Source organism: Microbacterium sp. dk485, from assembly GCF_004570445.1.
In the GTDB taxonomy this organism is placed as follows: Bacteria; Actinomycetota; Actinomycetes; order Actinomycetales; family Microbacteriaceae; genus Microbacterium; species Microbacterium wangchenii.
The window spans coordinates 243,426-266,751 of record NZ_SPQW01000001.1 but is presented as its reverse complement, the minus strand read 5'-3'; the positions used below and the strand labels follow the sequence as shown (position 1 = coordinate 266,751).

The 23,326-nt window shown below is 72.8% G+C and carries 20 protein-coding genes; 9 read left to right on the top strand and 11 right to left on the bottom strand.

Annotated features, from left to right (window positions below):
- Positions 1-119: 119 nt before the first annotated feature.
- The 5 genes from E4V99_RS01315 to E4V99_RS01295 are packed head-to-tail and all read right to left on the bottom strand — an operon-like array spanning position 120 to position 5,581.
- Positions 120-1,460 carry a DUF58 domain-containing protein gene (locus E4V99_RS01315; RefSeq protein ID WP_135116146.1) on the bottom strand — a complete coding sequence of 447 codons (1,341 nt, stop codon included), beginning with the start codon at positions 1,458-1,460 and terminating at the stop codon, positions 120-122.
- Between the two features lie 2 nt (positions 1,461-1,462).
- Entirely contained in the window at positions 1,463-2,434 is a 972-nt protein-coding gene (locus tag E4V99_RS01310; RefSeq protein WP_135116144.1) for an AAA family ATPase, read from the bottom strand.
- A complete protein-coding gene (locus tag E4V99_RS01305) occupies positions 2,431-3,594 on the bottom strand; it encodes a DUF4350 domain-containing protein (protein ID WP_135116142.1) in 1,164 nt (387 codons plus the stop codon). The genes E4V99_RS01310 and E4V99_RS01305 overlap by 4 nt, the downstream gene beginning before the upstream one ends.
- A complete protein-coding gene (locus E4V99_RS01300; protein WP_135116139.1) occupies positions 3,591-4,247 on the bottom strand; it encodes a DUF4129 domain-containing protein in 657 nt (218 codons plus the stop codon). The genes E4V99_RS01305 and E4V99_RS01300 overlap by 4 nt, the downstream gene beginning before the upstream one ends.
- A complete protein-coding gene (locus E4V99_RS01295) occupies positions 4,244-5,581 on the bottom strand; it encodes a glycerophosphoryl diester phosphodiesterase membrane domain-containing protein (RefSeq protein ID WP_135116137.1) in 1,338 nt (445 codons plus the stop codon). The genes E4V99_RS01300 and E4V99_RS01295 overlap by 4 nt, the downstream gene beginning before the upstream one ends.
- Positions 5,582-5,739: 158 nt before the next feature.
- Here E4V99_RS01295 and mtrA point away from each other — a divergent pair, with 158 nt between their 5' ends.
- The 5 genes from mtrA to raiA all read left to right on the top strand — a co-directional run bounded on the left by mtrA (position 5,740) and on the right by raiA (position 11,273).
- Positions 5,740-6,420 carry an MtrAB system response regulator MtrA gene (mtrA, locus tag E4V99_RS01290; RefSeq protein ID WP_135116135.1) on the top strand — a complete coding sequence of 227 codons (681 nt, stop codon included), beginning with the start codon at positions 5,740-5,742 and terminating at the stop codon, positions 6,418-6,420.
- A 7-nt stretch (positions 6,421-6,427) separates the two neighbouring features.
- Complete coding sequence (mtrB, locus tag E4V99_RS01285; RefSeq protein WP_135116133.1) at positions 6,428-8,098, top strand: MtrAB system histidine kinase MtrB; 1,671 nt, start codon at positions 6,428-6,430, stop codon at positions 8,096-8,098.
- A complete protein-coding gene (locus E4V99_RS01280) occupies positions 8,095-9,759 on the top strand; it encodes an LpqB family beta-propeller domain-containing protein (RefSeq protein WP_135116131.1) in 1,665 nt (554 codons plus the stop codon). Before mtrB ends, E4V99_RS01280 begins: the two co-directional genes overlap by 4 nt.
- 90 nt (positions 9,760-9,849) lie before the next feature.
- Complete coding sequence (locus tag E4V99_RS01275) at positions 9,850-10,512, top strand: phosphoribosyltransferase family protein (protein WP_135116129.1); 663 nt, start codon at positions 9,850-9,852, stop codon at positions 10,510-10,512.
- Between the two features lie 101 nt (positions 10,513-10,613).
- Positions 10,614-11,273 (top strand): ribosome-associated translation inhibitor RaiA, encoded by a 660-nt coding sequence (raiA, locus tag E4V99_RS01270; RefSeq protein WP_135116127.1) that lies wholly within the window; start codon positions 10,614-10,616, stop codon positions 11,271-11,273.
- 79 nt (positions 11,274-11,352) lie between these two features.
- Here the strand turns inward: raiA and E4V99_RS01265 are convergent, their stop codons facing one another.
- From E4V99_RS01265 to E4V99_RS01250, 4 genes are all read right to left on the bottom strand, one after another.
- Positions 11,353-12,666, bottom strand: coding sequence for a hypothetical protein (locus E4V99_RS01265; RefSeq protein WP_135116125.1), 1,314 nt, complete (start codon positions 12,664-12,666; stop codon positions 11,353-11,355).
- A gap of 165 nt (positions 12,667-12,831) precedes the next feature.
- Entirely contained in the window at positions 12,832-15,693 is a 2,862-nt protein-coding gene (locus E4V99_RS01260) for an FtsX-like permease family protein (RefSeq protein ID WP_135116123.1), read from the bottom strand.
- Complete coding sequence (locus E4V99_RS01255; protein ID WP_135116121.1) at positions 15,690-16,415, bottom strand: ABC transporter ATP-binding protein; 726 nt, start codon at positions 16,413-16,415, stop codon at positions 15,690-15,692. The genes E4V99_RS01260 and E4V99_RS01255 overlap by 4 nt, the downstream gene beginning before the upstream one ends.
- Positions 16,412-17,011, bottom strand: a complete 600-nt coding sequence (locus tag E4V99_RS01250) for a PadR family transcriptional regulator (protein ID WP_135116119.1) — start codon at positions 17,009-17,011, stop codon at positions 16,412-16,414. Before E4V99_RS01250 ends, E4V99_RS01255 begins: the two co-directional genes overlap by 4 nt.
- A gap of 191 nt (positions 17,012-17,202) precedes the next feature.
- Here E4V99_RS01250 and secA point away from each other — a divergent pair, with 191 nt between their 5' ends.
- From secA to E4V99_RS01235, 3 genes are all read left to right on the top strand, one after another.
- Positions 17,203-20,007, top strand: coding sequence for a preprotein translocase subunit SecA (gene secA / locus E4V99_RS01245; RefSeq protein WP_135116117.1), 2,805 nt, complete (start codon positions 17,203-17,205; stop codon positions 20,005-20,007).
- Between the two features lie 117 nt (positions 20,008-20,124).
- A complete protein-coding gene (locus E4V99_RS01240; RefSeq protein ID WP_135116115.1) occupies positions 20,125-21,351 on the top strand; it encodes a pyridoxal phosphate-dependent aminotransferase in 1,227 nt (408 codons plus the stop codon).
- 69 nt (positions 21,352-21,420) lie between these two features.
- Positions 21,421-21,768, top strand: coding sequence for a hypothetical protein (locus tag E4V99_RS01235; RefSeq protein ID WP_135064422.1), 348 nt, complete (start codon positions 21,421-21,423; stop codon positions 21,766-21,768).
- A 4-nt stretch (positions 21,769-21,772) separates the two neighbouring features.
- Here E4V99_RS01235 and E4V99_RS01230 read toward each other — a convergent pair whose 3' ends face one another.
- Entirely contained in the window at positions 21,773-22,204 is a 432-nt protein-coding gene (locus E4V99_RS01230) for an Rv3235 family protein (RefSeq protein ID WP_135070939.1), read from the bottom strand.
- A 155-nt stretch (positions 22,205-22,359) separates the two neighbouring features.
- Here E4V99_RS01230 and E4V99_RS01225 point away from each other — a divergent pair, with 155 nt between their 5' ends.
- The gene (locus E4V99_RS01225; RefSeq protein ID WP_135064425.1) at positions 22,360-22,980 is read left to right on the top strand and encodes a hypothetical protein; all 621 of its coding nucleotides are present in this window, start codon (positions 22,360-22,362) and stop codon (positions 22,978-22,980) included.
- A gap of 4 nt (positions 22,981-22,984) precedes the next feature.
- Here E4V99_RS01225 and E4V99_RS01220 read toward each other — a convergent pair whose 3' ends face one another.
- Positions 22,985-23,266 (bottom strand): helix-turn-helix domain-containing protein, encoded by a 282-nt coding sequence (locus E4V99_RS01220; RefSeq protein ID WP_135064428.1) that lies wholly within the window; start codon positions 23,264-23,266, stop codon positions 22,985-22,987.
- Between the last annotated feature and the right edge of the window lie 60 nt (positions 23,267-23,326).

Below are 23,326 nucleotides of genomic sequence, written 5' to 3'. Positions count from 1 at the left end.
GGCCCGTCCCCTCCGGGGCGGGCCTTTCCGCGTTCCGCGAGAGTGCACCGAATCGGCCAGGGTGCACCGGATCCGGTGCACCCTGGCCGAGGTGATGCACTCTCGGCGGATGCGGCGGGCTACAGGCGCCCGGCGGCCTTCAGCGCGAGGTAGCGGTCGGCCACGCGCGGGGGGAGGTCGTCGGCGGATGCGGTGACCGCCTCGCCACCGGCACGCTCGACGGCGGCGACCACCCGCCGAGCGTCCGCGGCCGCCCGTTCGGCGGCCGCGGCGGCGTACACGTCGGCGGCGGTCCTCGTCCGCGCGGCGTCCCGGCCGGCCACCTCCGGGCCGGCTGGGGAGGCAGAGACTGCGGGGCCTTCGGACGCCGTGGCGACCAGGACGCGCGTGCGGGCGGTCAGCGCCGGCAGCGAGCCGAGGAACCCGCGCGCGGCGGCGGGATCGTCGTGCGCGGTGACCAGCACGACCAGCGACGGGTGCCCCGCCAGCGCGCGCACCTGGCCGAAGGCGGCATCCCAGTCGGTGTCCAGCAGCTGCGGCTCCACCGGCGCCATCGCGTCCACGAGCGCCGGCAGCAGCGCCGGCCCCTCGACCCGGCTCACGCGAGCGCGGACGACGCGATCGAACATGAGCACGTGGACGTGGTCGCCCGCGCGTGCGGCGAGGGCAGCGAGCAGGAGCGCCGTCTCCATGCCCGCGTCCAGGCGCGTGCCGTCGCCCACCCGCACCGCGGAGGTGCGCCCGGTGTCCACGACGATCACGATGTGGCGGTCGCGCTCGGGTCGCCACGTGCGCAGCATCGTCGTGCCCGCTCGCGCCGTGGCACGCCAGTCGATGGAGCGCACGTCGTCGCCCCGCACGTATTCGCGCAGGCTGTCGAACTCGGTGCCCTGCCCGCGCACCTGCACGCTGGTGTTGCCGTCCAGTTCGCGCAGCCGGGCGAGGCGGGAGGGGAGGTGGCGGCGCGCCCGGAACGGCGGCAGCACGCGCAGGCGCCCGGGAGCGTCGAGCACGGCCTGGCGTCCGGCGATGCCCAGGGGGCCGCTGGAGCGCACCGCCACGAACGCGCTGCGCAGCTCTCCCCGCCGCACCGGGCGCAGGACCTGGCGCAGGATGCGGCGCTCCCCGGCGGGCACGTCCAGCCGCAGACGCGCCGATCCTGCCCAGGCCGTGGGCTGCCACCCGTCACGGACGAGGGCGCGCATCGCCCGCGTCCCGCCGTTGCCCACGATCAGCTCGGAGTCGGCCGGTTCGCCCAGCAGGGTGCGGGCCGGGAGGCGCCGCCGGATCGTGAGTAAGCGCGGGTCCGCGGCCAGGGCCACGTCCAGCGCCGCGACACCCAGGCACAGCAGCATCCACCCGCCCACGACCGCCCACGCCGGCACGCCGGCGCCCGGCAGCAGGACGACGGGCACGACGCCGAGGGCGACGAGGAGGGGGAAGCGGCCGGTGACGAACACGGTCAGAGCGGAACGCGGGTCTGCTGCTGAATGGAGGTGAGGATGGCGTCGACCGAGACGCCCTCGATCTCGGCATCGGGGCGCAGCCGGATGCGGTGGCGCCACGTGGGCACGAGCATCGTCTGGACGTGGTCGGGCGTGATGGCGGGGTAGCCGCTCAGCCAGGCCCACGCCTTGGCCGCGGCCAGCAGCGCCGTGGTCGCGCGCGGGCTCACCCCCAGCTGGACCGACGGGCTCTCGCGGGTCGCGCGGGCGAGGTCCACGATGTAGCCGAGGACGTCGTCGGCGACCGTGACGGCGGCCGCCGCGCGTTGGGCCGCGAGGATCTCGCTCGGCGTGACGGTCTGCTCGACGCCCGCCGCCTCCAGCGCCCGCGGGTCGAACCCGTCGGCGTGGCGGCGGAGCACCGCAAGCTCGGCGTCGCGTCCGGGCACCTCGACGACGAGCTTGAGCAAGAAGCGGTCCAGCTGTGCCTCGGGGAGGAGGTAGGTGCCCTCGTGCTCGATCGGGTTCTGGGTCGCGGCGACGAGGAAGGGCTCGGGGAGGGGCCGGGTGACCCCGTCGGTGGAGACCTGACGCTCCTCCATGGCCTCCAGCAGCGCCGCCTGCGTCTTCGGCGGTGTGCGGTTGATCTCATCGGCGAGCACGACGTGGGTGAACACGGGCCCGGCGCGGAACTCGAACTCGCCCGTGCGCGCGTCGTACACGAGCGATCCGGACACGTCGCCGGGCATGAGGTCGGGCGTGAACTGGATGCGCTTGGTGTCTAGGCCGAGCGACCGGCTGAAGGCGCGGACCAGGAGCGTCTTGGCGACGCCGGGGACGCCCTCCAGCAGCACGTGCCCCCGCGCCAGCAGCGCGATCAGGAGCCCGGTCACGGTGCCGTCCTGCCCGACCACCGCCTTGCCGATCTCGGTGCGCACGCGGTGCATGGCGTCACGCAGGGCGGCGTCGTCGGGAGCGGAATCGCTCATCGTGTGGTCCCTTCCGGTCGGACGGCGGCCGCGACGGCCGCTTCGAGGTCGTGCAGGCGGTCGCTGAACTCGACCAGCTCGCGGTCGGTAGCGGGCGCGCCGGCGAGCAGGAGGCGGCGCACGGCTGCGGGGTCTTCGGACAGTCGCGTGGCCGCGGCATCCGCGACCGCCGCGGGGGACGCATGGGCGCCGAGCGAGAGGATGCGGCGGAGCCGTGCCAGGGCGGCGGAGCGGAGCTGCTCGGCCGTGTGGGCGGTGTCACGCGCCCGGGCGTACAAGCGCGCGCGGCCGGCCGTGGTCTCGGACCCACGGACGGTGACGGGGAGGGTCTCGGCCACGAGCGGGCCGAAGCGGCGGCCGCGCCACAGCGCCGCAGCCGCGCCTGCGAGCAGCAGCAGCACGATCGCGGGGGTGACCCACGGCGGGGTGAGCTCCCCGAGGGTGGGGGCTGCCCCGTCGGCGTCCGCGGGCGAGGGCACGTACCACACCAGGGTGGGGCGGGCCCCGAGCAGCGCGAGGGCGAGGGCGGCGTTGCCGGCGCGGTCGACGCCGTCGTTGGCCAGGAGCGTGCGGCCGTCCACGGCGGTCACGGTGCGGCCGTCCTGCGTCGAGGTCACGAGCGCGTAGGCGTCGTCGGCGCGGTAGCAGGCCTCCCCGTCGGTGGCGGGGGCGAACAGCTCGCCCGCGACGACGTCGCCGGCACGGCGGGCCGGCGGGAAGCTGCACGCGGGCGAGATCTCCTCGTCGGCGAACGCCCCCGCCGGGGCGGAGCCGGGCAGGAGGAGCCGCAGGGTGCGGGAGCGGGGCTCCAGCAGCACGACGTCGCCGGCGCGTTCGGTGAGCTCGCGCACGGCGGCGTCGGACAGGCCGGGCACGTCGGGCAGTGCGAGCGTGGCATCCGAGTCCGCCAGTGCCGCTTGCGCGGCGGCCCGGTCGCGGGCGATGCGCACCTCGATCCCCTCCGCCTCCAGAACGCGGACGACGGCGCGCGCGCCGTCGGGTCCGGCCGACTCCGGATCCAGTGCGCCGCGCTCGGACCACGCGGCCGACCGGGCGAGGAGCCCGCCCACGATCGCCACGACGATGACCGCCGCGGCGAAGCCCGCCCACGCCAGGGCGGTGCGGGTGCGCCGCGGAGTCGTGCGCTGCGCGGAGCTCATCCCGCCACCTCGGCCGAGGCGGGGCGGGTGTGCACGAGGACGTCGTCGAGCCGCGCGATCTCCTCGTACAGCTCGCGCGTTCCGGGCCGGCGCAGGTACCGCACGTCGTCGAACGTCGTCGCGGCACGGGCGAGGTCCGGTGCGGAGGCCGGGAACGTCCGCGCGGCGGCGCGCGCGAAGGCCTGCGCGGTCGTCCCGGGGGACGGGTCCACGATCGCGCGCTCCGCCAGTCCGCGCGCCAGGGCGCGGAAACGCTGCGCGATCGCGCCATCCCAGTCGCCGCGGGCTGCTGCGGCCGCCGCATCCGCCCGCAGCATCGCCGCCGAACGCCGCTCGTCGGCACCGAACAGCTCGGCGGGGCGGCGGGAACGCGCCGACGAGCGCGGCCGGCCCCAGATGAGGAGCGCTGCCCCCAGGACCGCGACCACGACGACCGTCGCCACCACGGCGGCGGCCGGCCCCCACGCGCCGGAGAGGTCGGGATTCAGCAGCTGGGCGAAGAAGTCGCCGACCGCCCGGGCCGTACGGTCGAGCAGCGTCGGCTCGGCGGCGTCGTAGAGCGGGTCTTCCAGTTCGCGGCGCACCAGGTCGCGCGCGTCGTCGGGGTCGAGGAGAAGCGGCGCGGACTGCGCCGGGACCGTGCCCGCCGTCACGACTGCCGGGGTGCGCCCGGGGGCGCCCACGTCGTGGCGGGCGTCGCGGCAGGCCCCTCGGGAACCGGGGTGGGGGGAGCGGCAGCCGGCGTCGGGGGAGCAGCGGGCGGCCCGGGCCGTGGGGCGCCCGACGGTGCCGGCCACGACGGTGCCGGCCAGGACGGTGCCGGCCACGACGGTGCCGCGGCGGAGCCGCCCGCGTACGGCGGCAGGCCCGCCGGGGCCGCGGGGAAGGCGGATGCGGCGCCCGGATACGGGGCGGGCGGCCCGGCGTACACCGGCGGTCGCGACGCCAGCGCGCGGCCGATGTGCACGCGGTAGGGATCGGGGAGGTCGCTCGCCCCGCCGTCGCGCTGCTCGACGTAGGCGAGCAGATCCAGGTCGAGGCCTTCGTGGCGCATGCGGCAGTCGACGTAGACGAGCGCGGTGACGGTGGACTGCACGATCAGCGCGACGCACTGGATGAGGATCGTGATCACCTGCGTGAGGACGGCGGTGACCAGGAAGGCGATGAGGAAGCCGACATCCGGCTCCCCGGTGGGGCTGAGGATGCTGGTCAGCCCCGCCGTGAAGAACTGCAGCGGGAGGCCCACGAGCTGGGCGAGCACACTGAAGGTCAGGGAGATGATGACGATGATCCCCAGCGTCGGCCAGAACCGCGTGCGGGTCAGGTGCCACGAGCGCCGCAGCGCCGGAACGATGCCGGCGTGCTCCAGGATGATGGCCGCGGGCACCAGCAGCAGCTTCGTGTTCAGCCACAGTGTGAGCGGGATGGACCCCAGCAGCGCGAGGATCCCGGCGAGGATCGCCAGCGGCGGGGAGGCCGCGCCGACGGCGAACAGGAGGGCGACCACGACGGCCACGACCACCGCGACGGCCAGCAGCACCAGGAAGGCGTACCCCACCAGCCGGGCCGCCACCGGTCGCAGGCGCCGCCACAGCGCCCGCAGCGGCAGGCGCTCGGCGACGACGGCATGGGCGACCTCGAGCACCACGATGCCCTGCACCAGCACGCCCAGGGCGCCGGCGGCGAGGGAGAGCACGACGCCGGTGATCGCGGTGAGGGCGATGGAGCCGGCCATCACGGCCTCGAACTCCTCGGTGCCCTCGGTCAGCGTGTCCAGCCGCGAGAACGCCGCGAACGCCACGCCGCCGGTCACGAGCGTGAGGACGAGGAAGGCGAGCGCCTGCACGCCCAGGGCGAAGCCCAGCAGAACGCCGGGATTCTGCCGCAGGGCCGTGAAGGAGCGTCCGAGCGTGACGCCGAAACCATACGGATGCAGCGGCACGATCCCCGGGCGGGGCGCCGGCGTCCAGGCCGGATACGCGGTCACATGCGCCTCCTCGTGCTGGGCTTGTCCTATCGTGTCATACGCGGGCGAGGCGCCCGGCGAGTGTCCAGCCGCCTCGACTACTCTGTGGGAAGCGCACGGGGAGGCTGCTGCGTGCACCCGTCGCGCAGCCGGGCGGATGTGAGGACGAGGACGCGCTCATGACAGCACGGATCCTGGTGGTCGACGACGACACCGCCCTTGCCGAGATGATCGGCATCGTCCTGCGCACCGAGGGCTTCGACACGGTGTTCTGCGCCGACGGCGCGAAAGCCGTCGAAGCGTGGCGGCGGGAGCGACCCGACCTCATCCTGCTCGATCTGATGCTCCCGGGCATGGACGGCATCGAGGTATGCGCGCGTGTGCGCGCCGAGTCCGGCGTCCCCATCATCATGCTCACCGCCCGCACCGATACCGCCGATGTGGTGAAGGGGCTGGAATCGGGAGCGGACGACTACATCGTCAAGCCGTTCAACCCCAAGGAGCTCGTCGCCCGCATCCGCACGCGGCTGCGCCCGACGGGCGCCGGGGGCACCGAGGTGCTGCGGATCGGCGACCTCACCGTCGACGTGGCGGCCCACGAGGTGCGCCGCCGCGACACCGTGATCGCGCTGACGCCGCTGGAATTCGAGCTGCTCGTGGCGCTGGCATCCAAGCCCCAGCAGGTCTTCTCCCGCGAGATGCTGCTCGAGCAGGTGTGGGGCTACCACTACAAGGCCGACACGCGCCTGGTCAACGTGCACGTGCAGCGCCTGCGGGCCAAGGTCGAGACCGACCCCGACAATCCCCGCATCGTGACGACCGTCCGCGGGGTCGGTTACCGCGCCGGCGCGGTGGTGTGAGGTCGGGATGACGACGGCGACGGCCTCGACGCCGCGCCGCCCCGTGCCCACCGTGGTGCGCGGCTGGCGCTCGTGGCCGGCCCGGATCACGGCGCTGTGGCAGCGGTCGCTGCGGTTCCGCACGATTCTGATCACCCTCGCCCTCACGGCGGTGACGGTGCTCGTCGCGTTCATCTGGATGGCCCTGGCGATCCAGAACGAACTGTTCCAGTCGCGGCTGCGCCAAGCGCTCTCCTCCGCGCAGCGGGCCACCGTCGCGGCGCAGACCGAACTGGACGCCGCCGTGGACACCGACGATCCGGTCACCGCGCAGAACCTCATGAACAGCGTCCTGCGCACCCTGTCGCAGCAGTCCGCCGCCGACGCGTTCGCCTCGTACCGCATCGACACGGATGCGTCCTCCCTCGCGCCGCAGAACATCGACTCCGTCGGCTTCGATCCGGCGATCGTGACACCCGAGCTGCGCGAGCTCGTGCGCTCCAACGTCGACACGCAGTGGTGGCAGTCGGTGCAGCTGACCACCGAAGCCGGACAGGGGCCGGGCCTCCTGGTCGGCCAGCAGCTCGTGGTCCAGGGCGTGGGGCCGTACGAGCTGTACCTGGCCTACAACCTGGAGGGCGCTTCGGCGACGCTGGCCTTCGTCCAGGTGACCCTGTGGATCGCGGGGCTCGCGCTGGTGGCCCTCATCGGCGGCATCACGTGGTTCGTGCTGCGGTCGGTGACCGTGCCCATCGGCGAGGCGGCCGAGACGAGCGCGCAGCTCGCCGCCGGCGACCTCGGCGTGCGCCTCCCCGTGCGCGGAGACGACGAGCTGGCCGTGCTGGGGCGCTCCTTCAACGCGATGGCCGACAGCATCGAGTCGCAGATCAAGGAGCTGGCCGACCTGTCGCTCGTGCAGCAGCGCTTCGTCTCCGACGTCTCGCACGAGCTGCGCACGCCGCTGACCACCATCCGCCTGGCCGCCGACATGATCAACGATCAGCGCGAGAGCTTCGACCCGGCCACCGCCCGCGCCGCCGAGCTGCTGTACGCCCAGGTGCAGCGGTTCGAGAGCCTGCTGACCGACCTGCTGGAGATCAGCCGCTACGACGCGGGATCGGTGCAGCTCGAGCTGGAGCCGACGAGCCTCGCCCACCTCGCCGAGGACGTCATCGGCTCGCTCCACCAGCTCGCCGAGCAGCACGGGTCGGATGTGCGCCTCCTGGCCCCCGGCGGCCACTCGCTCGTGGAGATGGACGCGCGGCGCGTGCGCCGCATCGTGCGCAATCTCCTGGGCAACGCGATCGAGCACGGGGAGGGCAGGCCGATCGTGGTCACCGTCGACAGCGACCAGAACGCCGTCGCGCTGGGCGTGCGCGACTACGGCATGGGGATGCGTCCGGGCGAGGCCGAGCACGTCTTCGACCGGTTCTGGCGTGCGGATCCCTCGCGCACCCGCACGATCGGCGGCAGCGGCCTGGGACTGTCGATCGCGCTCGGCGACGCGCGGCTGCACGGCGGGCGCCTGGAGGTGTGGAGCGAGCTGGGCCGAGGGTCGCACTTCGTCCTGACGCTGCCGCGCCGCGGCGGCCAGCTCGCCGGCCCGTCGCCGATCACGCTCGACGTGGACGACGACTCCGCCTCGCTGGAGGCCATGGGCCTGACCCAGCCGATCGACCTCGCGCGGGGTGCGTCGTGAGGCGCCTGGCCGCGGCGGCCGCGGCCGCGCTCGTGCTCCTGCTCACAGCCTGCGCGGGCCTGCCCACCACCGGGGCGGTGCACCCGGGGCGCTCGCCGGTGGACGTCGAAGCCGATCCCGACATCCGTTTCATCCCCGACAGCCCGCAGCCCGACGCCTCGCCGGAAGACATCGTGAGCGGCTTCATCCGCGCAGGGTCGGGGTCTCAGGACGGCTGGGCCACGGCGCGACAGTTCCTGACCGAATCGTTCGCGCCGGAGTGGAACCCGCTGGCGAGCGTCACGATCGACCGCCTGACCGACCGCTCCGCCCCGAGCGCGCCGGTGGACGGCGTGAGCACCGTCGAGGTGACCGCCACGGGCATCGTCGACGCCGAGGGGTCGTATCAGCCGCAGAACGGCGGCGCGGCGACACTGACCTTCGCGTTGGCGGAGGAGGACGGCCAATGGCGCATCGCGGATGCGCCCGATGGCATCGTGCTGTTCGAGGAGCAGTTCCGCAGCGTCTTCCGCTCGGCGTCGCTGGCGTACTTCGACCCCACGTGGCAGTACCTCGTGCCCGATGTCCGGTGGTTCCCGCGCACCAACAGCGCGACGTACATCGCACGCGCTCTGGTGGACGGCGCGCCCAGCCCGTGGCTGGCCGGATCGGTCGCCACCGCGTTCCCCGAGGACGTCGGCGCCGCCACGCGCGCGGTCACCGTCTCCGACGGCGTCGCGCAGGTCGACCTCGACGCATCGGCCCTCTCGCTCGGGCAGACGACGCTGGATCGCATGCAGGCGCAGCTGGAATCCTCGCTGCGTTCGCCCGACATCACCGCCGTGCAGATGACGGCGAACGGTTCGCCGCTGCAGGCCCGCCCCGCCCCGACGGTGTCCACGCGCGTGGCCGCCCAGTCGCTCGTGGAACTGGCCGACGGGCGGTTCGGCTTCCTCGACGGCGACTCCGTGGAGGCCGTCGCCGGCCTCTCACCGGCCGTGGAGTCGGTGGATGCGGTGTCCGTGCAGACGACCGCCGACCTGGAGCTCGCGGCCATCCGCACCGCCTCCGGCGACGTGGTGCGCGCCGCAGCCGACGGGACCACGGCGCTGCTGGACCAGCGTCAGGGCCTGCTGCCTCCCACGATCGACCCCCTCGGGCTGGTGTGGGCGGTGCCCGCGGCCGACCCCGCCGCGGTGCGTGCGTACGCGCCGGCGGGCGGAACGGTGGAGGTGGCCGACGCGTGGCCCGGCGCCACCGCGATCTCGGCGATGCAGGTCTCCCGCGACGGGGCGCGCATCGCGGCCGCCGTGACGGTCCGCGGCCGCACCGAGCTGTGGGTGGCGGGGATCCGTCGCACCTCCGACGGCGCCGAGATCGCGCTGGGCGAACCCATCCCGGTGGCCGTCCTCAGCGCGGACGGTGCCGGCCTGGCGTGGCTCGACGACGTGACCCTCGGCGTGCTCGTGCGGGCGGGTGGCGACGTGTCGCTGCGCGAGCAGCCGGTGGGCGGGCCGGGCACCGATCTGACGATCCCCGCCGGCGTGGCGGCGGTGGCCGGCGGCAACTCCAGCGCGAGGCTGCTCACCGGCGGAGGCATCCTGTACGTGCGGCAGGGTCCGACGTGGCAGCAGCTCGCGTCGGAGGTGCGCGTGCTGGCCGTGCAGCAGGGGATGCCGTAGCGTCCTGCACCGCTGCCGCCCGGCGCTGCGTTCTCCCCAGAGCGCCGCGGTCCGCTCCGGCCGGGCCGGGCGCGGCAGCAGGATCGGCGCATGGACACCGCACGCCTCCGCGGCGCCTTCGCCGAGGCACTCGCCTTCGTCCTGCCCGTCGAATGCGCCGGATGCTCCGCCGCGGACGTCTCGCTGTGCCGGACGTGCCTCCTCCAGCTGCACGCGGCTCCGTCGCAGCAGGTGATCGACGGACTCACCGTGCGCAGCGCTCTGATCTACGACGGGGCCGTGGCCCGCGTCATCCGCGCCCTGAAGGAGGACGGACGCACCTCTCTCGCCCGGCCACTGGGGTCCGCGCTGCGGGACGCGGCGGCATCCTGGGACCTGGACGGGGTGATCGTCGTGCCGGTGCCGACCTCCTCCGCAGCCCTGCGCCGACGCGGGTACCGGGTGGCCGAACTGCTGGCCAGGCGTGCCGGATGGCACCCGCACCGGTGCGTGCGCGCGACGCGCCGCACGGCCGACCAGCGCGCCCTCGGGATCGGCGGCCGGGCCGCCAATGTCGCCGGCAGCATGCGGGCGCGCGGAGTCGCCGGTGCCCGCATCCTGATCGTCGACGACGTGGTCACGACGGGGGCGACCCTGCGCGAGACGGCGCGCGCCCTGCGGGCCGCCGGCGCCGAGGTGGTCGGCGCGGTCACGGTCGCGGCGACGCCGCGGCGGATTTCTCGGGGTCGAGAGAGAAGGGGTCCCGTGACGTGACACTTTCGGTCGCGGGGGGATAGCGTGGAAGTACAAGGCGACGGATGTCCGCCCTTGCACCGTGTGACCCGCAGGGCGGACCCGGAACAAGGAGGTAACGGATGGACACCAGTATCGTCGGCGTGGGGGTCGGGATCACCGACCGCTTCCGCACGGTCGTCGAGGAGAAGGCCGCTCGCATCGAACACCTCTGCCCGCGGGCGCAGGTTCTGGAAGTGAAGGTGACCCACCGCGCGTACCACAACGGCCGGATGGAGGACGACACCGTCGAGCTGACGCTCGTCAACAAGGGCCCTGTCGTCCGGGCCGAGGCGGCGGACGCCGACAAGTTCGCGGCGCTGGATCTGGCCGTGGACAAGATGACCGAGCAGCTGCGCCGGGCGAAGGAGAAGCGCGTCGACTCCCGCAACCACCCGCGCGGGCCGAAGTTCGAGAAGGGCACGGGGGCCCTGGAGGGCATCGACGTGCAGCCCGCGTCGGCCGACGCCATCCACGCCGTCGCGACCGGCGACATCCCCGTGCTGCGTTCGGTCGACGACGAGCCCTACACGCCGGTGGTCATCCGCACGAAGCAGTTCGACGCCGAGTGGATGACGGTCGAGGAGGCCGTGGACCGCATGGAGCTGGTCGGGCACGACTTCTTCCTCTTCATCGACGCGCGCACCGACCACCCGAGCGTGGTGTACCGCCGCAAGGGCTGGGACTACGGCGTGATCTCGCTGACGGCGGCCGCTCCGCCGGCCGCCCGCGCCGCATCCTGACCGCGGATCTTTCCACCGGGAACCCCCGCACCGCGGGGGTTCCCGTGCGTGGAGGCGGCCACCCGCGCCCTGAGACCGGTCAGCCGTCGAAGATGTCGCCCAGGAGCGAGCCGATCACGAGGCCGCCGAGGATGCCGCCTCCCATGCCGCCGCCGCCCATGCCGCCCATACCTCCGCGACCGCCGCGGCCGCCCCAGCCGCTGTTCTCCCAGTCGTCGGGGCGGGATGCGTCGATGTCGCGCTGTGCGAGCTGCAGGGCCTCGCTGGCCAGCGCGCCGGCCCGGCGGGCCGTGACCTGGGCGGTCTCCCGGTCGTCCTCGGCGATCGGGCCGAACGGGATCTCGGCCCGAAGGCGCTCGGCCTCGGCCAGGCGGGTGCGCGCGTCGGCGCCGATCCAGCCGCGATGGCCGGCGATGACGCTGCGCGCCACCGAGATCTGACGGTCGGCGTCGTCCACGGCGTGGCGCACGTGGGATTCGGACGGGATGGGGCGCGACGCGCGTTCACGCGCCTCGTCCAGCGCGGCGTTGGCGATCCGCAGGCGGGACAGCACCGCGAACGGATCGCTCTTCTCACCCGGGGCGGGAAGGGCCGCCAGCGCCGTCTCCAGCTCGGTCATCGCGGCCGACACGGCAGGCGTCCGCGGGCCCGAGCGTGCGGCCACGAGGTCGCCGCGGGAGTCGTCGATCACGGCGGCCAGGGTGGACTCCGCGCGCAGCGCCTCGATCTCGTATCCGTCGACGGCGTCCAGCAGCGATTCGGCCCGCCGGACGGCCTCGGTCGCGGCCTCCAGCGCCACCGACGCCTGCTCGCGCTGGCCGGCCTCCCGCCGCCGTGTGGACACGTCTGCGGTGTGCAGCGCGAAATCCAGCAGCTGGCCGGCCTCGTCGGGATTGCCCGAGACCTGCTGCAGCGCCGACGGGCTGTAGCGTCGCGACAGCCGCTCCAGCACCTCGCGGGCGTGCGGGAGGCGCGCCTGCAGGCGATCGCGGTCCGCGCGCACGCGCTGCAGGGTCTCCGGTGCCCGGCGCACCGCTTCGATCGACGGCTGCAGTGCCGTGGTGCGCTCCTCGAGGAGGTCTTCGGCCCACTGGCACAGCTGGATGATGCGCGCGTTGCGCGTGCGGAGCTCTTCGGGGGTGTCGGGGATGTGGTCGTGGTTGAGCTGGTGCAGGTGGAAGGCCTCGCCCATGTGCGTGCGCACGGCGGTGAGGGCCGCGCGCAGATCGGCGGTGGGGCCCTCGCCGAGCTCGGCGACGGCGAAGTCCAGCTCATCGGTGGTCAGACGGATGCGCTCGTCGGCGGCGACCAGGGCCAGCTCGGCCCGCTTCGCCAGGTCGGCGTCCGCGGCATCCTGCTCTTCGCGCTTGCGTTTACCCCAGAACCCGGCCATGGCATCGATCCTACGGTTGTACAGGCGGCTTTGCGCTCGTGTTCGCTCCGCGCGCGCGGCGTTCAGAATTCAGGAGACACGCCGCGGACGACGGCGCCATCGGCCCCGCGGTCCGCCGATCTCCTGAATTCTGAACGGGGAGTCCTGCCGGAGGTCGTGCGGAGTTCACGCGATGACCGTGCGCCGCGTGAGATCGGGCCGCCTCGGGGGGACCAGGGCGTTGGCGAGAGCGATCACCAGCGGCAGCGCGATGGCGAGCGCCGCGAGGCCGAGCCATGGGATGTCCGTCAGGCGCTGAGACCCCTGCGACTGGATCGACAGCCCGATCGCGGGGAGGATCCCGGCGGCCGCGCCGGAGAGCGTCCCGAATCCCGCGATCAGCAGGCCCTGCCAGAACCCGATGCGCCGACGGAGGGCCGGAGTGCCTCCCACGGCGGCGAGCGTCGCGTCATCGGGACGCCGCTCGAACCGCGCGAGGCCGAGGGCCACGGCGCTCGCCCCCACGACGAGGACGGAGACCGTTGTGGCCAGTGGGATGAGCCACGTCAGGTCGCTAGGCGGGCCCGTCTCGACGTACGCCCACAGCGAGTAGTCCGACGTGCTGGCCAGGTTCGCCTGCGTGTTGAGGCGGTCACGGCTCTCAACGGAGATCGGATCGTCGAAGGAGGCGATCACGACCTCGGGCTGCGCCTGGATGCCGAGGTCGAGCGCGGTCTGCGGTGCCATGGCGACGACGATCGACCCGCGGGCTCCCTCCTCGACGATGGCGTCGGCGCTCTCCTCCCACATCGGGTCCGAGCGCTCCGTTGCGTCGGTGGACGGCCGCCAGACGTTGTCGGGTGCGCGCCCTTCATACAGATCGCGGCCGGACCACGCACCGAACTGCACGGTGCCGTCGACGACATACCTCGAGTCGGTGACGACGACCGCGCCCTCGTCGTAGGCGGCCCGCTCGCCGGGGGACAGCGCCACGCCGAGAGCCGTGGACAGGTCGTCCGCGGAGAGGACGGAGATGTTGTTCTGCGGATCCCCAGCCCCCCGCCACTCCGACACAGACTCCGGATCGAGCAGATACCGCTCGGGCAGCACCGCCAGGGCCCGCACCATGTCATCGGGCACGTCGTCGGCGTGCGCATAGTTCCAGACGGGCAGCTGCCGGGCGATGGTCGCGGTACCGTCCGCGCCGGCGTCGGCGACCATGGTGCGCGCGGACTCGATCGCCCTCCTCGCCGACTCCGCGCTGAGCGGCTCGGCGCCCGAGGTCGTGGCCGGCGGTCCCATCGAGACGACGACGCTTCCCACGGGAGCGGTGTAGACGTGGTTGCGCGCGGAGTTCGCGGTGCCCATGGCGGAGACGGCGGCGACGAAGACGCCGAGGAAGACCGTCGCGCCGATGGCGGCGAAGGCCGGCACGGTGCGCGACGCGTTCGCGGCAGCATCCCGTGACGCGATGCGGGCGGCCGTCGAGGCGCGAGACAGCCCTCGCGAGACGGTCCACAGGAGCCACCGTCCCGAGAGCAGGATGCCGACCTGCGCCAGGATGGGCCCGGCCACGATCCCGTAGACCGGGATCATGCTCAGGGGTGAATCCCACCTCACGCCCGTACCGTTCCGGTTGAGGACGGCGAGGCCCACCCCGCACGCCAGTGTGATCCCCACCCCGACGAGGAGGAGCACCGAGCCCCAGACGGGGCGGGACGCGGTCGGCCGCTGCGGGCGGCGGGCCCCGCGGAGTGCGCTGATGGCATCGGCGCGCGCCACGGTGCGGGCCGGGACGAGCGCGGAGAGCGTGCCGACCAGCACAGAGAAGACGAAGATGCCGGCCACGCCCAGCCAGGGCACGTGGAATCCCCATGGGGAGATGCCGCTGCCATCGTCGACGATCGCGAGGCCGCCGGCCGCCAGTCCCACCCCGAGCGCGGTCCCGACCACGCCGCCGACCGCGCCCAGGACGGTCCCCTGCAGGGCGACGGTGCGGAACAGGTCGCGACGGGATCCGCCGACGCTTGCGACGATGGCGAGCGAGCGCTGCTGGCGGCGGGCGGCCACCGCGAAAGCCGCACCGGCGAGCATCACGACGACATACGCCGCGAATGCGCCTCCGATCGCGATGACGGCGACCATGCTCCAGAACACGGCGGTCTGGTTGGCCTGGGCGCGCTGCGCGTCCTCGTTCACTCGCGTCGGCGGGTCGAGGAGGACCTCACGCGACAGTGCGACGACGCCCTGCTCGTTGAGCTCTTCCACGTCCGACCACGGCAGGGCAGGCTCCGGCAGATACCAACGGTGCTCGCCGGAGACGAACTGGCGCGTCCGATCGGTCAGCGGGAGGAAGACTCCGGCGTCGGCGTCGGGTACCCCTGCCGCGTCGAGGGTGCCCACGACGGTGAAGGTCAGGTCCTCGGCGGGGAGCGCAAGCTCACCGCCGATTCCGATGCCGAGACGCTCCAATGCGGCGGGAGTCACCATCGCTTCGGACGCGCTGGACGGTCGTCGTCCGTCGACGAGGTCGTACTTGCCGGCGAACTCCTCGTGCCATGTCTCGCCCGCCCAGGCCGTGACGGGCGCTTCCCCCGCCGCTGTGCGCACGCGGACAGTGCCGCGCTCGACGATCTCCACGACCTCCGTGCCGGGCGCAAGCTCAGCGGCAGGATCCTCCAGCGGGACGCCCTCCAATGCCTCCGACACGCCATCGGCTCCGACGGGGTAGCCGTGCCACTCCGGCTCGGTCGGGGCCTGCCAGAAGCCCGCGTCCGGTACGCCGGCCGGAGCCACCCACGCCTGCATCCGACCGAGCTCCACGCGTGCACGCTCCTCCGGCGTGCTCACCGAGCTCATCGCCCACACGGCGAAGCCGGTCATCCCAGCGATCGGGAGGGCGACGAGGATCACGACGAGAAGGCTGGAGAGCCGGGTCCGTGCGGCCTGCCTGCGGGCCAGGCGCGCCGAGACGCGCCAGCGGCTGAGCGCGCCCGCGCGGCGGCGTCGGCGCGCGGGGTGGCGAGTCCGAGTCCGTGCCGTCGTCATCGCGTGCTCGCCAGGAGCGAGTCGGCGCCTTCGCGGCGCGACTCGTCCACGATCCGTCCGTCGCGGAGGAAGAGGATGCGGTCGGCCCAGGCGGCGTGGCGGGCCTCGTGCGTGACGAGGATGCCGGCCGCCCCCGCATCCACGCGGGCTCGCAGCATCCGCATGACCGCCTCCCCGGTCACGGAGTCCAGCGCTCCGGTCGGCTCGTCGGCGAGGATCAGCCGGCGGCTCCCCACGACGGCGCGTGCGATCGCCACCCGCTGCTGCTGGCCTCCGGATAGATCGTCGGGGTACGCGCCGGCGCGCTCCTCGAGGCCGACGGAGGCGAGAGCGTCGCGGCCCGCGCGCCGCGCGACGCGGCTGCGGAAGCCGTCGAGTTCGAGCGGCAGCGTGACGTTCTCGAGCGCGGTGAGCGTCGGGATGAGGTTGAAATCCTGGAAGACGAATCCGAGCGAGCGGCGGCGGAGCGCTGCCACCTCGCGCGGCCGCGCGCTGGAGAGATAGTCGCCTTCGACGATCACTTCGCCCGCCGTGGGCTGCTGAAGCCCGCCGGCAATCGCCAGCAGCGTCGACTTTCCCGAGCCCGACGCCCCCATCACCGCCACGAGTTCGCCGCGCGCGACGTCCAGATCGATCCCGCTCAGTGCCGTGACCGACGTCTCGCCCGACCCGTACTGCTGCGAGACGCCCGACAGGCGCAGCACCGGCACCGCAGCGGTCATCGCTCACCTCGCACGGATGCGGTGGGGGAGGAGGAGCGCGCAGGGCGGACGGGCTCGATCGGAAGCGGTGCAACGGGTGGGCCGGCGGCCAGGCGCTGCTCGATGTGATCCAGCCAGCGCACCTCCGCCTCCGCCTCGAAGATCATCGAATCCGCGATCAGCGACCACGCGAGCTCCTCGGGCCCATCCGTGGCGCCGGCGTACTTCGCGCGGTTGAGCCCCTGCAGTCGCGCCAGTGACGCCCGGCGCTGGCTCTGGATGATGGCCGCGAGGTCGGCGCCGGGCAGGGTCGAGGCCAGTGCGATCTTGATGGGGAGCTCGTCGCGGGTCCCGGCCGGCCGGGCGACGGGCGTGTCCAGCCAACGGCGCACCTCGTCACGGCCGGCGTCGGTGATCTCGTAGAACACGTGTCCCTCATCGTCGACGAGGCCGCGGCGGGCGAGCCCGTCGCGCTCGAGGCGCTCCAGCGTGTTGTAGATCTGTCCCGCGTTGAGGGTCGAGGTCGATCCCGTGCGGCGGTCGAACTCGACCTTGAGCTGATACCCGTAGCAGGGGCCCTGCGCGAGGATCGCGAGCAGACCTTGGCGTACCGACATGTGAGTCCCTTTGCTTTCCCGGAAGATGCTTTTCGAGCATATGCTTTCCGGGAAAGCAGCGCCAGCCCTGCTTTCGGCGGATCCTCGCAGGATCCTCCGTGTCACGAACGGATAACATGGCACGGTATGCCTGCGTGCAGGCGGGCCACGTGCGTCAGCACACGGCCGAATCCGACAGATGGAGATCCTCCGTGGCCAATCCTCTCGAGAAACTACTCCGTGCCGGCGAGGGGCGCGTCCTCCGGCGGCTTCAGCAGGTCGTGAAGGCCGTCAACGCGCTGGAAGAGGACTACTCCCACCTCACCGACGACGAGCTGCGTGGCGAGACCGCCGAGCTCCGTACGCGCTTCGAGGCGGGGGAGAGCCTGGACCGCCTCATGCCCGAGGCCTTCGCCGCCGTGCGCGAGGCCGCCCAGCGCACGCTCGGCCAGCGCCCGTACGACGTGCAGGTGATGGGCGGCGCGGCGCTGCACCTGGGCAACATCGCCGAGATGAAGACCGGTGAGGGCAAGACGCTGACGGCCACCTTCGCCGTCTACCTCAACGCCATCGCCGGGCAGGGCGTGCACGTCATCACCGTCAACGACTACCTCGCGACCTACCAGTCCGAGCTGATGGGCCGCGTCTACCGTGCCCTCGGGATGACCACGGGCGTCATCGTCTCGGGACAGACCCCCGAGGTGCGCCGCGCGCAGTACGCGTGCGACATCACCTACGGCACCAACAACGAGTTCGGATTCGACTACCTGCGCGACAACATGGCGTGGCGCAAGGAGGACCTCGTCCAGCGCGGCCACTACTACGCCATCGTCGACGAGGTGGACTCCATCCTCATCGACGAGGCCCGCACGCCGCTGATCATCTCGGGCCCCTCGTCCGGCGAGGCCAACCGCTGGTTCGCCGAGTTCGCCAAGATCGCCCGCACGCTCGAGGCGGGCGTGGACTACGAGGTGGACGAGAAGAAGCGCACGATCGGCGTGCTCGAGCCCGGCATCGAGAAGGTCGAGGACTACCTCGGCATCGAGAACCTGTACGAGTCGGCCAACACCCCGCTCATCTCGTTCCTCAACAACTCCATCAAGGCCCTGGCCCTGTTCAAGCGCGACACCGACTACGTCGTCATGAACGACGAGGTCATGATCGTCGACGAGCACACCGGCCGCATCCTCGTCGGTCGCCGCTACAACGAGGGCATCCACCAGGCCATCGAGGCCAAGGAGGGCGTGCCGGTCAAGGCCGAGAACCAGACCCTGGCCACCGTCACGCTCCAGAACTACTTCCGCCTCTACGACAAGCTCGCCGGCATGACCGGCACCGCCGAGACCGAGGCGGCGGAGTTCATGTCGACGTACAAGCTCGGCGTCGTGCCGATCCCCACGAACAAGCCGATGATCCGCAAGGACCAGTCCGACCTCGTCTACAAGAACGAGACGGCGAAGTTCGCCCAGGTCGTGGAAGACATCGTCGAGCGCCACGCCACCGGGCAGCCGGTGCTGGTGGGCACCACGAGCGTGGAGAAGAGCGAGTACCTCTCGCGCCTGCTGGCGAAGAAGGGCATCAAGCACGAGGTGCTCAACGCCAAGAACCACGCGCGCGAGGCGGAAATCGTCGCGCGCGCGGGGCGCCTGGGCGCCGTCACCGTCGCCACCAACATGGCGGGGCGCGGCACCGACATCATGCTCGGCGGCAACCCCGAGTTCCTCGCCGTGCAGGAGCTGAAGGCGCAGGGCCTGGACCCGGTCGAGACTCCCGAGGAGTACGAGGCGGAATGGGATGCGGTGTACCAGCGCGTACGCGAGACCGCGGCCGAGGAGGGCGCGAAGGTCGTCGAAGCCGGCGGCCTGTACGTCCTGGGCACCGAGCGGCACGAGTCCCGCCGCATCGACAACCAGCTGCGCGGTCGCTCGGGCCGTCAGGGCGACCCGGGCGAGAGCCGGTTCTACCTGTCGCTGACCGATGACCTCATGCGCCTGTTCCAGTCCGGGGCCGCCGAGGCGATCCTCGCCCGTGCGAACTTCCCCGACGACGTCGCGATCGAATCCGGCATGGTCTCCCGCGCCATCAAGAGCGCACAGGCCCAGGTGGAGGCGCGCAACGCCGAGATCCGCAAGAACGTCCTGAAGTACGACGACGTGCTCAACCGCCAGCGCGAGGCGATCTACGCCGACCGCCGCCACATCCTGCAGGGCGATGACATCGCCGACCGCGTGCAGCACTTCATCGAGGACGCCATCTCGGCCGTCATCGACGACCACACCGGCAGCGGTCACACCGAGAGCTGGGACTTCGACGCCCTCTGGACGGAGCTCAAGACCCTCTACCCGGTGGGCGTGACGATCGACGAGGTCGTCGCCGACGCCGGCGCGCGCGGCCGCATCACGGCCGAGGGCCTGAAGCGGGAGATCCTCTCCGACGCCCGCATCGCCTACGCCAAGCGCGAGGAAGAGCTCGGCGAGCAGGCGGTGCGCGAACTCGAACGGCGCGTCGTGCTCCAGGTGCTCGACCGCCGCTGGCGCGACCACCTGTACGAGATGGACTACCTCAAGGACGGCATCGGCCTGCGGGCGATGGCCCAGCGCGACCCGCTCATCGAGTACCAGCGCGAGGGCTACCAGATGTTCCAGGCGATGATGGGGCAGATCAAGGAGGAGTCGGTCGGCTACCTGTTCAACCTCGAGGTGGAGGTGCGCCGCGCCGAGGGCGAGCAGGGCGCGCAGGTGGAGGCCAAGGGCCTCTCGGCCGGTCCCGCCGAAGCCCCGCGGCTGGAGTACTCGGCGGCCAATGACGCCGGCGAGGTGGAGGTGCGCAACGAGCGCGGGCAGGTCCAGCAGGCCGCCACGGGTCGCCTGCGTCAGGCCGCCGCGGCGACCGGCGGTGCTCCCACTCGCACCGCCGAGGCCCCGCGCGGCGCCTTCGGGCAGCGCACCGACGGTGCCGGACCCGCCGCCCCCGCGGCCAACCGCGCCCAGCGTCGCGCCGCCGACAAGAAGAAGTAGGCCCCATCGGCGGTGGGAGAGGTCGGAAGCGGTCGGGCCGGCTCGGGCGCCACGGGGCGGGGATTGGCCCGCTGAGGGTGCGCATGCCGGCACGCGGGCCGGGGATATCCTGATCCGATGAGCCCGCTTCGCCCCCTCGATCAGTCCTCCAAGCTGAAGGACGTCCTCTACGAGATCCGCGGGCAGGCCCTCGTCGAGGCCGACCGGCTGGAGTCGGAGGGTCACGCGATCCTCAAGCTCAACACCGGCAACCCGGCGTCCTTCGGCTTCGAGGCGCCGTTCCAGATCGTCCGCGACATGATCGAGGCGCTCCCGCACGCCCACGGCTACAGCGACAGCCGCGGCATCATGTCGGCGCGGCGGGCGGTGGTCTCGCGCTACGAGCAGGTCGCCGGCTTCCCCGCACTGGATCCGGATGACGTGTACCTCGGCAACGGCGTCTCCGAGCTCATCACGATCGTCATGCAGGCGCTGCTGGATGAGGGCGACGAGGTCCTCATCCCCGCGCCGGACTATCCGCTGTGGACGGCGATGACGAGCCTGGGCGGCGGCACCCCGGTGCACTACCTGTGCGACGAGCTCGACGGCTGGCAGCCCGATCTGGACGACATCCGCGCGAAGATCACCCCGCGCACGAAGGCGATCGTCGTGATCAACCCCAACAACCCCACCGGCGCGGTGTACTCGCGTCAGGTCCTGGAAGGCATCGCGCAGATCGCGCGCGAGAATTCGCTGCTCATCCTCTCCGATGAGATCTACGACCGGATCCTCTTCGACGACGCCGCGCACATCCCCATGGCCGTCGTCGCGCCGGATCTGCTGTGCCTGACCTTCAACGGGCTCTCCAAGACCTACCGCGTCGCCGGCTACCGGTCGGGGTGGCTGGCCATCACCGGTCCGAAGACGCACGCGGCCGGGTTCCTCGAGGGCATCCAGCTGCTGGCGTCCACGCGGCTGTGCGCGAACGTCCCCGCTCAGCACGCCGTGCTCGCAGCGCTCACGGGCGTGCAGTCGATCGACGCGCTCATCGCGCCGTCGGGACGTCTGCGCGAGCAGCGGGATGCCGCGTGGGAGAGCCTGGAGGCGATCCCGGGGGTCTCCTGCGTGCGCCCGCAGGGCGCGCTGTACGCCTTCCCGCGCCTGGATCCGGAGGTGTACGACATTCCCGACGACGGGAAGTTCGTCTACGACTTCCTCGTCGCCGAGCACGTCCTGCTCGTGCAGGGGACGGGGTTCAACTGGCCGACCCCCGACCACCTGCGCATCGTGACGCTGCCGGAGGCGCGCGTGCTGACCGACGCGATCGAGCGTCTCGGGAACTTCCTGGCGTCCTACCGGCCGTAGGATCGCGGCACCGTCGGCGCCGCGTCAAGGGTGTCCCGCACCTTCCCGCCGGGAGTTAATGTCGCCGGCATGGCGATCGAACTGAACCAACCGGCACTGCGTCACGCCCGCGCGCTCATCCGCGACGGGAAGGTGGTCAAGGACGAACGCGACGACTGGTCGGAGGCGGCCCCCTCGGCAGCCGACGAGAACGCGTTCATCGAGAAGGAAGGCTGGACGGAGTACGCGCACTGGCACCTCGGCATCGACAGGAGCGAGAACCGGGAGACCAAGGGCGCCTACTCGTTCCCGTTCGGTGACTTCCAGAAGGTGCGTCGCTCCGGCGTCATCTCGGGCGAGAGTCGAGCGGGGCAGTACGACCACGACGAGATCCGCGATGCCCTCAAGGGCCTGCTGGAGATGATCGACGCCGACTGACGCGTCACAGCAGGGCGAGTGAGGTCGCCCGCCACCGGCGGTCGATGCCCTGCAGGCGCATCGCGACGGCGCGCGTGCGCGCCGGCGTGACCACCACGACGACGGCCTCTACGACCCCGTCGGCGGGAACGCACACGCGCACCGAACGGATGGCGTGCACCGGACGCGTGGCGGGCACGCCGCGCGCGCTGCGGGCGCGGGTGGCGAGGTTGGCCCTCGTGAGCAGCGCCCGGTACGCGTCTTCGGTCAGCCAGCGGGCGAGCTGCTCGATCTCACGGACGCCGGCCAGCACCTCCAGCACGCCGCGCGTGAGGTTGCGCAGCAGGGCGTCGGGATCGGGGAGGGCGGAGCTGGAGGTGCGCTGCGGGGCGAAGAACTCGTCCACATCGGCGGCGCGGGCCGTCACGGGGTGTGCGGGGAGCGAGCCCGCCGGCATCGATGCCATATGCGCGCCTATCTCGACAGGGGGATGTCGTGCGAGAGGAGATTTCTCGCGATCAGTAGAGCACACCCCCGGGCGCGGCGACCAGGTCCGTGGACGGATGTGGACAACTCCGGTCGTTTCCGGCACCGGTGCTCTAGCCTCGCGCCATGCGCTGGGATCGCTTCTTCGAGGACATCGAGGACCAGCTCGCCTCCGAGTGGGAGGCGGAGCGCGCTGCGCTGGAGACCGAAGCGGAGCGGCTGCGCCTTGCCCGCATCACGCTGCACGAGCGCCTCGCGGCGCTGGTGGCGACCGGTGACGCCGACCCCGTGGCCGCGGGGCTGGAGCTGCGGGGCGGGGCGACGCTGTCCGCGCCGGTGGCCGGGCTGGGGGCCGATTGGCTCCTGGCCTCCCCGTGGGGCTCGCGCTCGGGCGCCGCGCTCGTGCCGCTCAGCGCGATCGCCGGCGTCACCCTGCCGCACGCCGCGCTGCTGCGCTCCGCCCGGCCGGAGACGGCGGCGAGCGGATCGGCCGTGTCACGACGGGCCACGTTCGGATTCGCGGTGCGCGACCTCGTGCGCCGTCGCTCGGGTGTCACCGTCCACGAGGTGGACGGCAGGTCGGTCACGGGCACGATCGATCGTGCCGGGGCGGACCATCTGGACCTGGCCGTGCATGAGCGCGGGGCGATCCGCCGGGCGGCGGAGGTGACCGGCTACCGCATCGTGCCGTTCGCCGCCGTCGCGTGGATCGGCATCGACGGGCACGCCGAGTCGCTGCGGGTGTGAGCGGTCAATCGCGTGCGGAGGCGCCGCCGCGCCCCCACAGCTCGGGGAAGCTCGCGGCGTTGGACTGACGCCACAGCGCGATGCGGCGGGCCTCCTCGGCCTGATCCTCCAGGTAGGCCTCGACGCTGTCCTCCTCCACGCGCCACCGCGCGGGGCTGCCCACGCGCATGCCGCGGAGCCGCCCCTCGTGGACGAGGGCGACGACCTCGTCGACCGTGATGCTCAGCAGCTCCGCCACCTGAGCGGGAGCGAGCAGGTGCGTGCCGGCGGGGGGACGGTCGGGCATGAGCCCATTATGACCGGCACCCCCGCGGCCCTCGAATCGCCTCGCGGCGCTGTGGATAAA